Raw genomic sequence first — 14983 nt, 5'->3', positions numbered from 1 at the left:
GTTCATTGCAGCCCCGCCGTGGGCGGGACGCCGCAATTCGGGTGGCATCCTTGCCGGGGAGTCCTTTCCCGAAGCACCTTTCCATGCCCGAAGGCGGTGCCATCTCATCGCAACCTGAGTCACACATCGCAGTGAACGGCAAGGAAGGGAGTGAAACGCGCGAGAGCGCTTGCTGCCTCGCCTTCCCGTTCACCCAATACATTGCCAAAGGTGTGCCAGAAAATATCTTAAATCAATAAAATCAAAAACTTGAAAACAAACCCACAACCCGGCGACGGGTCGGCACGGCCCTGCCGGGCCATGGAGTGTTGCCAAACGCCGACTGGCGGGCCGTGTCGCGACCAGACTACCGGACTCACCCGAATAATCCTTTGAAAACAGGCAGTTGAAATGTCACCTGTCGGCGACACTGCGCCTTTTTCCTTGGCGGAGGCGTGTTCCCACGCCGGCGAACCTGACGACATTCCGCGCGAGTTGGACGACACTGGGAGGACCACTGGCAATACACCCGGAGGAAAAGCCATGCCGAGAGAAGACCTGACGGGCCAGGGCGTCTACCGGCTCAGCGACGGCAAGCTGGTCAAGCGCTGCAACACGCTCCATGAACTCATCCACACCGGGGAGACCACCCCGAGCGATGATGCGACCTTTCTCGATCGCGCCGGTTTCACGCCGCTCGAGCAGGTCGCGGGCGCCTACACGATCCACGTGGCCAGCCCCGACATCGAGGTCGGCAGTGCCTACCGGGAAGGTGTGGAAGGCATTCGCTACCTGATTCTGGCCACCCCTGATCCGCAGGCACATTTCTATATCATGGTGGGTGACAGCCTGGCGGAATACCTGGAGATTCTGGAGCTGCTCAAGCCCCTGGCCTGGCACAAGCGGCAGGCGCTCGCCCCGCAACGAGAATGAGCCGCAAGGGCATGCCGGCTCGTGACATCCACCACGAACAAGCAAGGAGCGCTTGTGAACTTTCATTCCCACGCCTTGATTCTGACGATCAAGATCATTGCCCGCTGCGGCTATGTCGCCAAGGGCATCGTCTACCTGATTGTCGGCGGCCTGGCCAGCCTGGCCGCCGCCGACCTGGGCGGCCGCAACGCCGGCACCAAGGAAGCCATCACCCAGCTGGCCACCCAGCCCTTCGGCGGCGTGATGCTCGCCCTGCTGGGCCTCGGCCTGCTGGCCTATGCCCTGTGGCGGCTCATCCAGGTGCTGCTGGATACCGAGCACCTCGGCCACGGGATACGCGGGCTCGTCACCCGAGCCGGATTTCTGATCAGCGGCGGCATCTACGCCGGTCTGGCACTGTACTGTGCCAACCTGCTGCGCAACGCCGCGACCGGCAACACCTCGACCACCGACCGCACGGCGGAACTGATGAGCCATCCCGGCGGCGTGCTGCTGGTACTGGCGATCGGCATCGGCTTTGCCGGCGTGGGCATTCGTCAGATCTGGCGGGCGGTCAAGCGCTCGTATCTCAAGAACTGGCACATGATCGAGATGAGCGACGCCCAGCAACACCTGGCCGAGGCAGCCACGCGCTGGGGGCTTTCCGCACGGGGAGTGGTCTTCCTGATCATCGGCGGCTTTCTGGTCGTCGCCGCCGTCCAGACCAACCCTAGCCAGGCCCAGGGGCTGGGCGGCGCCCTGAACGTGCTGGCCCGCCAGCCCTTCGGCCCCTGGCTGCTCGGCGTGGTCGCGCTCGGCCTGATGGCCTATGCGATCTATTGCTTCGTCAACGCCCGCTTCCGCGATGTGACCCCCTGAACGGTGAGCCCCGGGGGGCCGCCCTGTGGCAAGGTCGGGGTCCTTGCCGCAGGGGGGCTTCTTCAATACTCAATCCCTCGGGTAGAAGGCCTCCTCGGGCAGCGCCATCAGCGTCTCGGCGCCCGCCCCGATCTCCTGCTCCAGCGACTCCACCCGGGGCAGCAGGCGCGTCAAGAAATAGCGCCCCACCGCCAGCTTGGCGCGATAGAAGGCGTCGCCGGAGGGCCCCTGCTGCTGCAGGCCCTGCCGGGCCGTGGTCATCATGCGCCACCACAGCCAGGCATAGACGACATGGCCCAGCAGAGAGAGATAACCGGCCGCCGCCGCCCCAAGCTCGGCGGCATCCCCCCGGGCCCGCGCCAGCAAGGCCGACGTGGCGCGCTCCAGTCCGGTCACGGCCTCGCTGACGCGCCGGCGTTCATCGGCCAGTTCCGGGTCGCGCTGCGCGTCGAGCTCACTGCGGACGCGCTCGACGAGTCGCGCGACCAGAGCGCCCTGATTGCGGAACAGCTTGCGTCCGACCAGATCCATCGCCTGAATGCCGTTGGTGCCTTCATAGATCATCGCGATACGCGCATCACGCACGTACTGCTCGGCGCCCCACTCCACACAGTAGCCATTGCCGCCATAGAGTTGCTGGGCCTCGACGGTGACGTCGAAGCCCCGATCGGTGAGAAAGGCCTTGGCCACCGGCGTGAGCAGAGCCACCAGGGCCTCGGCGTCTTCGCGCACGGCGGCGTCGGGATGCAGGCGCGCCCGGTCGAGCTGGCCGGCGACGAAGCCCGCGAAGGCGCGCCCGCCCTCGTTCCAGGCGCGGATGTCCAACGCCATGCGACGCACGTCGGGGTGCACCAGGATCGGATCGGCCGGCTGGTCGGGCTCCGCCGCGCCCTGCGGCGCCCGCCCCTGGCGCCGCTGACGGGCGAAGTCCATGGCGCTCTGGCCGGCGACCTCGCCTAGCCCCAGCCCCTGCAGCCCGATCGACAGCCGCTCGTAGTTCATCATCGTGAACATCGCCGCCAGGCCCTGATGCGGCTCGCCGATCAGCACGCCCTCGGCGGCGTCGAAGTGCATCACGCAGGTCGCGCTGCCCTTGATGCCCATCTTGTGCTCGAGGCCGCCACAGCTGACCCCGTTGGTCTCGCCAGGCTCGCCCGCCGCGTCCAGCTTGCGCCTGGGCACCAGAAACAGCGAGATCCCCCGGGTACCGGCCGGGGCATCGGGCAGCCTGGCGAGCACCAGATGCACGATGTTGTCGACCATGTCGTGCTCGCCGCCGGTGATCCAGATCTTGCTGCCGGTCAGTGCATAGCGCGCTTGTCCGGTGGTGTCCTCCCCCGGCAGGGGCTCGGCACGCGTGCGAATCAGCCCGAGATCGGTACCGCAGTGCGGTTCGGTCAGGCACATGGTACCCAGCCACTCGCCGGCGTACATGCGCGGCAGGTAGACACGCTTGACCGGCTCCGGGGCGTGATGATCCAGCAGCAGGGTCGCGCCGGTGTTGAGCGCCGGATACAGGGCGAAACCGGTATTGGTGGCGTAGAGCATCTCCTCGAAGGCGACGGTCAACAGCTTGGGCATGCCCTGGCCGCCATGCTCGGGGTTGCCGCCCAGGCCGAACCAGCCGCCCTCGGCCAGCGTGCGCCGGGCTTCCTTGAAGCCGTCCGGGGTGGCGACCCGCCCGGCCTCGAAACGACACCCCTGAGCGTCGGCGGATTGGTTGAGCGGGAACAGTTCGGCGCGGGTCAGGCGGGCCGCTTCCTCGAGGATGGCATCGGCCAGATCGGGCGTCAGCTCGCGGGTGGCGGGCATGGCGGCCCACTCGTCACCGGCCTGGAAAACCTCGTTGAGCACGAAGCGCATGTCACGCAGGGGTGCCTGATAGTAGGCCATGAACGGGACTCCAGCAGATTCAAACGGTCGCTTGAATGTAGCGCAGATCGGCCGGCGCCGTCATCTCGACCTTCGCCGGGCGGTGCATCGCGATGTTGCCTCGACGCATCGCCGAACGGCCGGTTTCACCATCTTTGTGCCGCAATTTCTCCCGAAAGGTGGTAGGCAGGGATTTATTGATTCAGGATAATTCCTGACGCTTGCGCGTTCCTGTCGAGTCGCCGCCCCCTGCCGGCGAAACACGCTCGAACGACGCATGGGGAACGCAAGGGGAATGTCGAGAGCGGTATCATCCCCGACATTGCATCTCGGACTGAAAAACGGAGACAACCCGTGGCTCAAGACACCAACAGCCAGCCGGAGCCGCCACAGGAAGGCGTGCCAGCCCCTGAAGGCCCGGCCAATCTCATCGATACCGATTACGTGATCGGACAGGACAACATCACCACCAACAAGTTTGGCTTCGATGTCGACCTGCACGGCAAGGTCTTCACGATCTCGTCGCTGTTGATCCTGTTCTTCGTGATCATCACTCTCGCGCTGCCCGACCAGATGGGGCCGATCTTCAACGGTGCCCGCCAGTGGCTGACCAGTCACCTGAGCTGGCTCTTCCTGCTGTCCGCCAACATCTTCGTCATCGTCTCGGTGGTGCTGATCTTCACGCCGCTGAGCAAGGTGCGCATCGGCGGAGCTCACGCCAAGCCGGATTTCAGCTACGCCGGCTGGTTCGCGATGCTGTTCGCCGCCGGCATGGGCATCGGCCTGATGTTCTATGGCGTCTCCGAGCCGATGACCCACTTCGGCACCTCGCTGGGCGGCACCACCGTCGAGAACGGCGTGCGTACCGACTGGGCGCCGCTGGGCGCCGCCCAGGGTGACGAGCAGGGCGCCATCGCACTGGGCATGTCCGCCACCATCTTCCACTGGGGGCTGCATCCGTGGGGCATCTATGCCGTGGTCGCCCTGGCGCTGGCCCTTTTTTCCTACAACAAGGGCCTGCCGCTGACCATGCGCTCGATCTTCTACCCGATCCTGGGTGAGCGCGTCTGGGGCTGGCCGGGCCACCTCATCGACATCCTGGCCGTGTTCGCCACCCTGTTCGGTCTGGCGACCTCACTGGGCATCGGGGCATCCCAGGCGTCCGCGGGGCTGCACTATCTGTTCGACACGCCCAACAACAACGTGGCGATGGTCGTGCTGATCATGGGCATCACCCTGGTCGCGCTGGGGTCGGTCGTGCTGGGCGTCGACAAGGGCGTCCAGCGCCTCTCGCAGCTCAACATGGTCCTGGCCTTCCTGCTGCTGGCCTTCGTGATCTTCGTCGGCCCCACGCTGATGATCGCCACCGGCTTCTTCGAGAACCTGGGCTCCTACCTGAAGAACCTTCCGGCGCTGTCGAATCCCTTCGGCCGTGAAGACGTCAACTTCGTGCAGGGCTGGACCGCCTTCTACTGGGCCTGGTGGATCTCCTGGTCGCCGTTCGTGGGCATGTTCATCGCTCGCGTCAGCCGCGGCCGCACGGTACGCGAGTTCCTGATCGCCGTGCTGCTGGTGCCCTCGCTGGTCTCCGTGCTGTGGATGACCGCCTTCGGCACCACCGCCATTCACCAGGTCATCGCCAACGGGTTCGAGGGGGTCAAGGATGCTGCCCTGGAGCTGCAGCTGTTCGTCATGCTCGGCCAGCTGCCGCTGACCGGCATCACCTCCTTCATCGGCATCATCCTGGTCATGGTGTTCTTCATCACCTCGTCCGACTCCGGTTCGCTGGTGATCGACTCCATCACCGCCGGCGGCAAGGTCGATGCGCCCAAGCCGCAGCGCATCTTCTGGGCCCTGATCGAGGGCGCGATCGCCATCGCCCTGCTGCTGGGCGGCGGCCTGAGTGCGCTGCAGGCAGCGGTCATCTCCACCGGCCTGCCCTTCACGCTGGTCCTGCTGGCGGCGTGCTACGCCATCATCCAGGGCCTGCGCAGCGAGCCCCGGACCTGACAGCCGAGTCCTTCGCAACGACAACGGCCCGCCTTTCGGCGGGCCGTTTGCGTTTCTGCCGGGCTGAACGGATTTCCTGCCCCGGACTGAGCGGGCGGAACGACCGACTAGCGCCAGAGCTCGCCCACCGGGGTCTCCAGGGTGTGATAGCGGGCCACCTGCGCCTGCAGCAGTTCCGCCGTGGCCAGGGCATCCACCAGGGCATGGTGGCCGGTGTAGGGCGGCAGATGATAGCGCTGGCGACTCTCGTGAAGCCGGATCGAGGCGACCGGCTGGCCCAGCCAGCGACGCAACCGGGCCCACCAGGATTGACGATGGATGCGGGCTTCCAGCGACATGGTGTCGATCACCGGAAACAGCAGGCTCTCGCCGAGGCGCTCGCGAATCGCCGCGTCCAGGAAGCTGCGCTCGATACGCCGGTAGTGGACCACCACCAGGCGTCCCGACAGGCACGCCAGCAGCTCATCGAGAATCGCGCTGAGATCGGGAGCGCCGGCCACCTCCGAGTGCGTGATGTGGTGAAAGGCGACGGACTCCTCGCTCAGGTTGCGCCGGGGCGACAGCACCCAGTAGCGCCCCTCGCGGACCCGTATCCGCTCCAGGGTGAAGGGCATGACCCCGATGCTGACGATGTCGTGCCGACCGGCATCCAGGCCGGTGGTCTCCAGATCCAGGGCCGCCAGCGGCACCCGGCCGATCGGCGTGTCGGGAGACAGCGCCTCCACGCCGGCCGAGAAGAAGTTCACCAGACGCGGATCCCGGGCCTCCCGGGCCCGCGAGGCGAGGTAGGCATCCCAGTCCGGCCGCGTCTCGCGGTGCCTGAAGACTCCGCCGGCCTTCATCCGCGCGCCCGTTTCGAGGGCATGGGATAGCGGAATCCCAGGAACTTCTGGGCGTGACTGATCACTTCGAAGGCATCCTTGAGATGGTGTCGCTCGCGACTGTCGATGTTTTCCGGCTCGATATTGTTGTCGGGCTCCTCGCCCTGCTCGATATCGTGGGCCTGATGCCGGATGCGCACCATCGAGAGGAACTCGAAGGCGTAGCGCAGCCGCTCGTTGACGCCCTCGGCCAGCAGTCGCGTCTTGGCGATGTCGTCCAGCCGAGCGAAGGTGTTCTGGGCCTTCGAGCCACAGGCCAGGGCATGCACGCGCACCAGATCGGCCAGTGGCGCGGTACCGCGCCGCTTGAGATTGATGGACTTGCGGTGCTTGCCGTCCTGTTCCATGACGAAGGTACGGAAGAAGCCCAGTGGTGGCGTGCGGCCGAGCGCATTGCGGGCCATCGCCGCGAGGAAGAAGGGCCGCTGTGGTGCGCGTTCGGCAATGAGGTCCTGCAGGGCCTCGACCAGCGGCTCCTCGCCATGTACCGCCGCCAGATCGAAGAAGATCGAACTGTGCAGCAGCCGCTCGGGATTGGGCGCATCCATCCACTCGGTGAAGTAGCGCTTCCAGACCTGCAGGGGCTGGCGCCACCGCGGGTTGGTGGCCATCACGTCGCCCTTGCAGTAAGGGTAGCCACAGGCGGCAAGGCCGTCGCTGACGAACTTGGCCAGGGCCTCGAAATAGGCGTCGTGCTGCTCAGGCTCGAAGCGGTCGTCGAGCACCAGGGCATTGTCCTGGTCGGCGGTGATGGTCGGCTCGTCACGCGCCATCGACCCCAGCACCATGAAGCAGTAGGGTACCGGCGGCGGGCCCAGCCTGGCTTCGGCGAGCTCGATCAAGCGGTGTGCGAAGCTGCGCCCCACGGTCGCCAGCGCCCGCCCCACCATCTCCGAGTTGGCGCCGTCGGCCACCATCCGGGCAAAGGCGGTGCGCACCTCTTCGGACAGGTGGGCAAGCTGGCCCACCTCGTTCTGGAGAAAGATGTTGTTGACCAGGAAGAGGCTGCTGTGCGTCTCGTAGCGCACGATATCGGAAAGGTGCAGGACACCGATCGGCTGACGCCGGTGCAGCACGGGCAGGTGGTGAACCTGGTTGCGCAGCATGCTCAGCATCGCCTCGTAGACCGTCTCGTCGGACTGCACCACGATCAGCTGCCGGGACATCGCATCGGTCGCCGGGGCCTGGGGCGTGACTCCCTCGGCCAGCACGCGGGTGCAGAAGTCGCGGTCGGTGAGAATGCCGCACAGGCGGCGGCCGTGACCATCGCGATCGATGAAGGTATACGGCGAGGCCTTTTCCGCCGGTTCGATGACCAGCACGCAGGTGGTGTTGGCATCGCGCATGCGCTGTGCCGCTTCCTGCAGGGTCACGCCGGCCTCGATCATCTCGGCGGGGCGACCGAGCAGCTTGCGTACCCGGGTGGTCATCATGTCGCTGTCGTGACGCTGCTGCTCGACCGTGGCCTTGAGCCGCTGGCCACCGGTGTCGACGAACTCGGCGAATTCATCGTCCTGGTCGCAGACTTCCTCGAACACCTCGGCAGGAATGAAGTAGATCAGGGTGTCCTCGATGGCCCGGACCGGATAGCGCACCCGACGATTGCGCAGCAGATCCGAGTAGCCGAAGATGTCGCCCTCCCCCAGCCGGTTGAACAGCCGGCCGTTGCGCAGGTACATCTCCACCGCCCCGCTGCGCACGTACCAGAGGGCCTCGATCGGCTGGTCCTTGACCAGCAGTTCGGTGCCGGCCTGGAAGTAACGGATTTCGACCGACGCGGCGACCTTGTCGAGCAGATCGTCCGACAGGCTGTCGAAGGGCGCGAACTGCGCCAGGTGATCGCGGATGTCCAGCTGCTCGACATTCATGTCGGTCTCCCGTGACGTGTTGCCGTCATTCTCGGAAGCCCGACCGACTTCCGTCAATCCGAGGCGCCGATGTCAGGCACTGTCGGCCTGCGCCTGCGGTGTCGGGTGCTTGCCCTCGTCCCAGCCGCGGCTGGTGGCACGCTGGGCCTCGAACCAGTCGAGCCTTTCCTGCAGGCCCACGACGTGACCGATCACGATCAGCGTCGGCGGCCGGATGCTGTCACTGTCGAGGCTCGCCGGCAGGGCCGCCAGGGAACCGACGTGAACGCGCTGTCGCGCCGTGGTGCCCTGCTCGACCAGCGCCAGAGGCGTGTCTCCGGCCAGGCCGTGAGCCTGCAGTTCCCGCCGAATGACATCGAGGCTGCCCAGCCCCATGTAGAAGACCAGCGTCTGCCCCTCGCGCGCCAGCGCCGGCCAGTCCAGGTCACAGCTGCCGTTCTTGAGATGCCCGGTGACGAAACGCACCGACTGGGCGTGATCCCGGTGTGTCAGGGGGATGCCGGCGTAGGCCGCGCAGCCGGACGCCGCGGTGATGCCGGGCACCACCTCGAAGTCGATCCCCGCCTGGGCCAGGCTTTCCAGCTCCTCGCCGCCGCGGCCAAAGATGAAAGGGTCCCCGCCCTTGAGACGTACCACCCGCCTGCCGCGGCGAGCCCAGTCGACCAGCGCCTGATTGATGCCCGACTGGGGCACGCTGTGTCGGGAGCGCGCCTTGCCGACGTAGAGCCGCTGCGTGTGCGGGGGGATCAACGCCAGAATCTCGTCGCTCACCAGGCGGTCGTGCAGTACCACATCGGCCGTCTGCAACCGCTTGAGCGCCTTGAGCGTCAGCAGCTCGGGATCGCCGGGGCCGGCCCCGACCAGACAGACCTGCCCACGCGGGAAGTCGCGCAGCGCCGCGAGACGCGCGGGATTCGAGACGGCATCGTCGGTCGACAACATGGGGCACCCTGTTATAACGAAAACATAGAAAGTCGATAAATCTTATACGTAAAAATAATGAACTGGGGCGCCCGGTACCAGTAACGTCTGGTTGCCAGCATATAACTCGATCGTTGGAACGCAAGACGCCCCCGACGGGATTTCGTCGGAGGCGTCGGGTCAGGCTGTCCCGGAGGGCGGGATCAGCCGGCCAGTTGCTTGCGCAGGCGCGGGCTGAACAGTTCACCGATGACGGTCAGCACGACCAGCGCCGCCAGCAGCCAGGGCCACTGACGGCCCATGTCGAGCGTCATCACGCCCAGCGCGTCGATGAAGATCACCACGATGCCCAGCGGGCTGACGTAGCGGATCATGAACAGCCACAGGGCGTGCTGAGTGCGGCTCAGGCCCAGCTCGGAGCGGAAGATGTCGTCGCGCAGCACGAAGCCGGCGAGAATGGCCATGCCCAGGCCGCCCAGCGGCATCATCCAGCGCGAGGTCAGGTAGTCCAGCCAGCCGAAGACGTTCTTGCCGACCAGCGTCCAGTCCGCACCGACATTGAACGACAGCATGGCCAGCGTGCTGACGATCCACAGCACGATGCCGGTCCCCCAGGCCGCCTTGACCCGGGAAATGCCCTTGCTTTCGTTGAGCCAGGCCACGGTGGCCTCGATCATCGAGATCGCCGAGGTCAGCGCGGCCATGGTCAGCATGATGAAGAAGATGGCTTCCAGCAGGGTGCCCAGCGGCATCTGCTCGAAGGCCAGCGGCAGGCTCATGAAGATCAGTCCCGGGCCACTGGCCGGATCCAGGCCGTTGGCGAAGATCACCGGGAAGATCGCCAGACCGGCCATCAGGGCCACCAGGGTGTCGCAGATCGCCACGGTGAAGGTGGTACGGGCGATGGACTTGCCGTCGGGCAGGTAGGAGCCGTAGGTGAGGATCGCCCCGGACGCCAGGGACAGGGTGAAGAAGGCATGCCCCATGGCCGCCAGCAGGCCGGCGCTGGAAAGCTTGCCGATCTCGAAGCCGAACAGGAAGTCCAGCGCCTGACCAAAGCCACCGGAGAACATGGCGTAGACGATCATGATACCCAGCATGACCACCATGCCCGGCATCATCCAGCGCACGCTCTTCTCGATGCCTTCCTGGACGCCCTTGCCGACGATCACCATGGTGACCACCGTCACCAGCGTGCTCCAGAAGCCGAGGTTCCAGGGACTGGCGTTGTTGGCCCCGAAGATCGCCGCCATGCCGTCGACCGTGTCGGCGTTGAGCCCGCCGGTCACCGTCTTCCACAGATAAGAAACCGACCAGCCGGCCACCACCACATAGAAGGAAAGAATCATGAAGCCGCAGAGCATCGCCATCCAGCCGATCAGCGACCATCCCGCTCCCTGGCCGGATTCCCGGGCCACGCGCCGAATGGCGTCGATCGGGCTGCCCCGGCCGCGACGACCATAGCCGATCTCGACCATCATGATGGGGATGCCGATGGCCGCGATGCACAGCAGATAGACTAGCACGAAGGCCCCGCCGCCGTACTCCCCGGTCATGTAGGGGAACTTCCAGATATTGCCCAACCCCACCGCGGAGCCGGTCGCGGCAAGCACGAAGCCCCAGCGACCCATCCAGAGATTCTGCGGTTTTTCTCTTGTCGTCATAACACACACCTTGAAGGTTTTATTGTTGTGCCAAAGGCCGCCCACAGGGTTTGGCAAACAGGGCAGCGATTGTAGCGCCAAGCGGTGAGCTTGCACCAACCTCGCACCCGATTCTGCCGTACCTTGAGCATTTTGCAGCAGAAAGCACTGCGATAACCGAAATCGTTCATGCCGTGACAGCGTCGGCCTGCAGCTCGGGGGCGGCCCGCCGGAACGCCTCGAGATCGCGAGCCCGGGCATCCAGCGCGACCAGCGCCGGATAGTCATCGAGCGGGCAGTCGAAACGCCGCGCATTGTAGAGCTGCGGCACCAGACACAGCTCGACCAGACCGGGCCGCTCGCCGAGCGAGAACGGCGTCGACCACCCGGCCACCCGGGATTCGAGCGCCGCCAGTCCCTGTGCGACCCAGTGGCGATACCAGCGCAGCTTGTCCGGCTCCTCGACCCCCAGCTCGCGCTTCAGATACTTCAGGACCCGCAGGTTGTCGAGCGGATGGATCTCGCAGGCGATGACCTGGGCCAGGGAACGGCTCTGGGCGCGGGCCACAGGGTCCTCGGGCAGCAGCGATGCACCGGGACGCGTCTCGTTCAGATACTCGATGATCGCCAGCGACTGGGACAGGCAGGTGCCGTCGCTGTCGATGAACAGCGGCACCAGCCCTTCCGGGTTGCGGCGTCGATACGCCGGGGCGTGCTGCTCGCCCCCGTCTCGCACCAGATGCACGCTGCGATGCTCGACCTCGACCTGCTTGAGATTGAGGGCAATCCGCACACGGTAGGTGGCGCTGGAGCGCCAGTAGCCATAAAGAACAGGAGGCGATTCAGCCATCGCGACCTCCTTCAGCAGTCATGGGAAGTGGACCGAGCATCGCCGACCCGGCATAAAGTTTCATTTGAAACAGTATGCGCAATGCCTCCGATCGCTCAAGGGGCCTCCTCCCCCCCTTAGTCGTAGCCGACCCACAAAGCTGTCAACTTTTCCGTACAGCACATTCCCCTGCCACGACTTTCGGGGCGGAATTATACTCGGGGAACCGTTCACGACTGGCCCATCAGGAGTCGCCGCTTGCACTCGACCACTGCCGCATCCCGTGCCGAACTCGACCTCAAGGTATTTCTGCCCTATCGCCTGGCGAACCTGGCGGAGCGCATCAGCCAGGCACTGTCCACGATCTATGCCGAGCAATATGACCTGACCATCGCCCAGTGGCGCATCCTGGCCTGGCTGCAGCAGGCCCAGCCACTGACCGCCAAGCGCATCTGCGAACTGACGGCCATGGACAAGGCCCGGGTGTCGCGGGCAGTCTCGCAACTACTCTCGCGCGAGCTCATCTGCCGGCAGCGCGATGACAGCGATCAGCGCACCCTGTGGCTGACACTCAGCGAGGCGGGACTCGACCTGCTCGACTCGGCGATTCCCCGGGCGCTGGCCTGGGAACAGTCGCTGGTAGCGACCTTGAGCACGGCAGAGTATCGTGACCTTTTCCGGCTGCTGGACAAGCTCGAGGCCGGGCTCGCCCTTGAGGCGACACGCGACTAGCCCCCGTCTTTCTGCAAGGAGGTGTCATGGCTCACCAGTTCGCGATCCTCGGCCTGGGATATTTCGGCGTGACCGTCGCCCAGGAATTGCGTCGCCAGCACAATGATGTCCTGGGCGTCGATCACAGCGAGGATCGCGTCAACGCACTGGCGGATCTGCTGACCCATGCGGTGGTCGCCGACATCACCAACGAAAAGGCGCTGGCCGAGCTCTCGCTGGGCGACTACGACGCCGTGGTAATCGATGTCGACGACAACATCGAGGCCAGCATGATCTGCACGCTGCTGGTCAAGGAACAGGGGGTCCAGGAAATCTGGGTCAAGGCACACTCCGATACCCACTATCGCCTGCTCAAGCATATCGGCGCCGATCATATCGTCTATCCCGAGTACGATACCGGCCTGCGCGTCGCGGAGAGCCTGCACTATCGCGCCATGGTCGACTTCATCCAGCTCGGCGACCGGCAGTTCATCGTCGAGCTCCAGGCGACCGACAATCTCAGCGAACGCTGCCCGACCGTGGCCGACCTGCCCCTCGATGAAACCGATCTCTCGCTCATCGCTATCAAGCGCGGTAGCGAGGTCGTCCGGGATCCGGCCGGCGATACCTCGCTGCGCGGCAATGACCATCTGGTGCTGATCGGGGATCTCGACGCCCTTCGCGAGCTGGGCAAGCAACTTTGAGACGCGCGCCATGAGCTACCGCCATCGCATCGTGCGCCCGCTTCGTCATCTGCCGCACGGCCGCGTGATCCAGCTCTCGCCACCGGAGATCCTGCTGTTCGGTTTCGCGCTGCTCAGCGGGTTCGGCACCCTGCTGCTGTGGTTGCCAATCTCGGCCACGACGCCGCTGAACTGGCACGAGGCGCTGTTCACGGCCACCTCCGCGGTCACCGTGACCGGCCTGTCGGTCATCGAGACCGCCGATCTGACGTTGTTCGGCCAGTGGGTGGTACTGTGCCTGATCCAGGTCGGCGGGCTGGGCTTCATGACCTTCGCCGCCCTGACACTGGTCCTCATGGGCATGCGGCTGCCTCTCTACCAGCGAAACCTGATCAAGGAGAGTTTGAATCACACCTCGTTCAGCGAGTTGATGACGCTGGTTCGCCTGGTCATGGTCTTCGCCCTTGTCGCCGAGGCGATCGGCACGCTGCTGCTGGCGCTGAGCTGGGTGCCACGATTCGGCTGGTCCCACGGCCTGTGGGTCAGCCTGTTTCATGCCGTCTCGGCCTTCAACAACGCCGGGTTCTCGCTCTGGCCGGACAGCCTGAGCGATTTCGTCGCCAGCCCGCTGGACAATCTGGTGATCACGGGCCTGTTCATCGTCGGCGGGCTGGGTTTCGTGGTCATCGCCGAGTTGCTCGAGTGGCGCCGAACACGGCGGCTGACCCTGCATGCGCGCATCGTCCTCCATGCCACGCTCTGGCTGTCCCTGGGCGGGACACTGGCGGTGCTGGCACTGGAATGGCGCAATCCCGCCACCCTGGGGGGACTCGAGACCCTCGGCGCCAAGCTGCAGGCAGCCTGGTTCCAGGCCGTCACCCCGCGCACCGCCGGCTTCAGTACCCTGGACACCGGGGCGCTGACCGACCCCACGGCGCTGCTGACCATGCTGTTGATGTTCATTGGCGCCGGATCGGGGTCCACCGCCAGCGGCATCAAGGTCACGACGTTCGTGGTGCTGCTGCTGGTGGCACGAGCCTTCATCCGCGGCAACGCGCAACCCGTGGCCTTCGGACGGGCGATCCCCCAGGAAACCGTCATCAAGGCCGTGGCGGTGGCTCTGGCGGGCATGCTGCTGATATTTACCTGCCTGTTTCTGCTGACCGTGACCGAATCCGGCAAGCCCTTTCTCGACCTGGCCTTCGAGAGTGTCTCGGCCTTCGGCACCGTCGGCCTGTCGCGGGGCGTGACCGCCGATCTGAGCGCGGGTGGCCAGCTGACACTCATCGTGACCATGCTGCTGGGGCGTGTCGGCCCGCTGTCGCTGGGCTATCTCATGTCCACGCAGCGCGACAAGGGACTGCGCTACGCTCGCGGCTCCGTGCAGATCGGCTGACCCGCTTCCGTCAGGCATAAAACAAGATGCCCGCTTGGCACGGGGCAATTCAGCCAGCTCGGATCCAGACCGATTAGCTCCACGCTGCACCGTATCATGTGCGCTCCATCATCGGAGAATTATGGAGGGCTTGCAGGACAAGGATAGGTTCAAGCTGGCTGGTGGAGTGGCTGCGAGGTGAGCAGGTTGGGGAGTTCAGGAGTGGGTGGTAGGGCCGAGGAATCGGTGGGCTGGTATAAACGACGAGGCAGCGTGGGCCCTTGCCCGTGCTGCAGGAGCAGGCAAAAGGCCCGGTGTGGGTCCATTTCCCCGGCCCCCAACGCAAAAACCCCGGCCGTTGGGCCGGGGTTTTGCGGGATAGATGCCTGACGATGACCTACTCTCGCATGGAGAAGCTCC

Annotated in this window: 12 protein-coding genes; 6 read left to right on the top strand and 6 right to left on the bottom strand. The window is 65.4% G+C overall.

What is annotated here, in order from left to right; genetic code table 11:
- Window positions 1–522: 522 nt before the first annotated feature.
- Both KGQ91_RS10905 and KGQ91_RS10900 read left to right on the top strand, forming a co-directional pair.
- Window positions 523–912, top strand: a complete 390-nt coding sequence (locus KGQ91_RS10905; protein WP_163649321.1) for a hypothetical protein — start codon at window positions 523–525, stop codon at window positions 910–912.
- Between the two features lie 54 nt (window positions 913–966).
- Window positions 967–1770, top strand: a complete 804-nt coding sequence (locus KGQ91_RS10900; RefSeq protein ID WP_224415123.1) for a DUF1206 domain-containing protein — start codon at window positions 967–969, stop codon at window positions 1768–1770.
- Window positions 1771–1839: 69 nt separating this feature from the next.
- Here KGQ91_RS10900 and KGQ91_RS10895 read toward each other — a convergent pair whose 3' ends face one another.
- A complete protein-coding gene (locus tag KGQ91_RS10895; protein WP_163649320.1) occupies window positions 1840–3663 on the bottom strand; it encodes an acyl-CoA dehydrogenase C-terminal domain-containing protein in 1824 nt (607 codons plus the stop codon).
- 333 nt (window positions 3664–3996) lie between these two features.
- On the opposite strand from KGQ91_RS10895, the gene KGQ91_RS10890 reads away from it, so the two are divergent.
- Window positions 3997–5652 (top strand): BCCT family transporter, encoded by a 1656-nt coding sequence (locus KGQ91_RS10890; protein WP_224420985.1) that lies wholly within the window; start codon window positions 3997–3999, stop codon window positions 5650–5652.
- 107 nt (window positions 5653–5759) lie between these two features.
- Here KGQ91_RS10890 and KGQ91_RS10885 read toward each other — a convergent pair whose 3' ends face one another.
- The 5 genes from KGQ91_RS10885 to maiA all read right to left on the bottom strand — a co-directional run bounded on the left by KGQ91_RS10885 (window position 5760) and on the right by maiA (window position 11815).
- Complete coding sequence (locus KGQ91_RS10885) at window positions 5760–6494, bottom strand: 3'-5' exonuclease (RefSeq protein WP_224420984.1); 735 nt, start codon at window positions 6492–6494, stop codon at window positions 5760–5762.
- Complete coding sequence (locus KGQ91_RS10880; RefSeq protein WP_224420983.1) at window positions 6491–8401, bottom strand: DUF294 nucleotidyltransferase-like domain-containing protein; 1911 nt, start codon at window positions 8399–8401, stop codon at window positions 6491–6493. Before KGQ91_RS10880 ends, KGQ91_RS10885 begins: the two co-directional genes overlap by 4 nt.
- Window positions 8402–8473: 72 nt before the next feature.
- Window positions 8474–9343 (bottom strand): uroporphyrinogen-III C-methyltransferase, encoded by an 870-nt coding sequence (gene cobA, locus KGQ91_RS10875; protein ID WP_224420982.1) that lies wholly within the window; start codon window positions 9341–9343, stop codon window positions 8474–8476.
- Between the two features lie 182 nt (window positions 9344–9525).
- A complete protein-coding gene (locus KGQ91_RS10870) occupies window positions 9526–10986 on the bottom strand; it encodes a sodium-dependent transporter (protein WP_224415129.1) in 1461 nt (486 codons plus the stop codon).
- A gap of 166 nt (window positions 10987–11152) precedes the next feature.
- Complete coding sequence (maiA, locus tag KGQ91_RS10865) at window positions 11153–11815, bottom strand: maleylacetoacetate isomerase (RefSeq protein ID WP_224415130.1); 663 nt, start codon at window positions 11813–11815, stop codon at window positions 11153–11155.
- Window positions 11816–12052: 237 nt separating this feature from the next.
- Here maiA and KGQ91_RS10860 point away from each other — a divergent pair, with 237 nt between their 5' ends.
- From KGQ91_RS10860 to KGQ91_RS10850, 3 genes are read left to right on the top strand one after another with little or no spacing between them, the layout of a single operon-like run.
- A complete protein-coding gene (locus KGQ91_RS10860) occupies window positions 12053–12526 on the top strand; it encodes a MarR family winged helix-turn-helix transcriptional regulator (protein ID WP_224415131.1) in 474 nt (157 codons plus the stop codon).
- A 26-nt stretch (window positions 12527–12552) separates the two neighbouring features.
- On the top strand, window positions 12553–13209 hold the full coding sequence (locus KGQ91_RS10855) for a potassium channel family protein (protein WP_224415132.1): 657 nt from the start codon (window positions 12553–12555) through the stop codon (window positions 13207–13209).
- A 10-nt stretch (window positions 13210–13219) separates the two neighbouring features.
- On the top strand, window positions 13220–14584 hold the full coding sequence (locus tag KGQ91_RS10850) for a TrkH family potassium uptake protein (RefSeq protein WP_224420981.1): 1365 nt from the start codon (window positions 13220–13222) through the stop codon (window positions 14582–14584).
- Window positions 14585–14983 lie beyond the last annotated feature (399 nt).

Origin of the sequence: Modicisalibacter tunisiensis (assembly GCF_020148005.1) — a bacterium.
GTDB classification, from domain to species: Bacteria; Pseudomonadota; Gammaproteobacteria; order Pseudomonadales; family Halomonadaceae; genus Modicisalibacter; species Modicisalibacter tunisiensis.
The sequence above is the reverse complement of the archived record's forward strand: the minus strand, read 5'-3'. Positions and strand labels throughout refer to the sequence as shown.

Coding starts and splice junctions, on each gene's coding strand:
- KGQ91_RS10905 (WP_163649321.1), top strand. CDS start 523: ATGCCGAGAGAAGACCTGACGGGCCAGGGCGTCTACCGGCTCAGCGAC.
- KGQ91_RS10895 (WP_163649320.1), bottom strand. CDS start 3,663: ATGGCCTACTATCAGGCACCCCTGCGTGACATGCGCTTCGTGCTCAAC.
- KGQ91_RS10885 (WP_224420984.1), bottom strand. CDS start 6,494: ATGAAGGCCGGCGGAGTCTTCAGGCACCGCGAGACGCGGCCGGACTGG.
- KGQ91_RS10880 (WP_224420983.1), bottom strand. CDS start 8,401: ATGAATGTCGAGCAGCTGGACATCCGCGATCACCTGGCGCAGTTCGCG.
- cobA (WP_224420982.1), bottom strand. CDS start 9,343: ATGTTGTCGACCGACGATGCCGTCTCGAATCCCGCGCGTCTCGCGGCG.
- KGQ91_RS10870 (WP_224415129.1), bottom strand. CDS start 10,986: ATGACGACAAGAGAAAAACCGCAGAATCTCTGGATGGGTCGCTGGGGC.
- maiA (WP_224415130.1), bottom strand. CDS start 11,815: ATGGCTGAATCGCCTCCTGTTCTTTATGGCTACTGGCGCTCCAGCGCC.
- KGQ91_RS10855 (WP_224415132.1), top strand. CDS start 12,553: ATGGCTCACCAGTTCGCGATCCTCGGCCTGGGATATTTCGGCGTGACC.
- KGQ91_RS10850 (WP_224420981.1), top strand. CDS start 13,220: ATGAGCTACCGCCATCGCATCGTGCGCCCGCTTCGTCATCTGCCGCAC.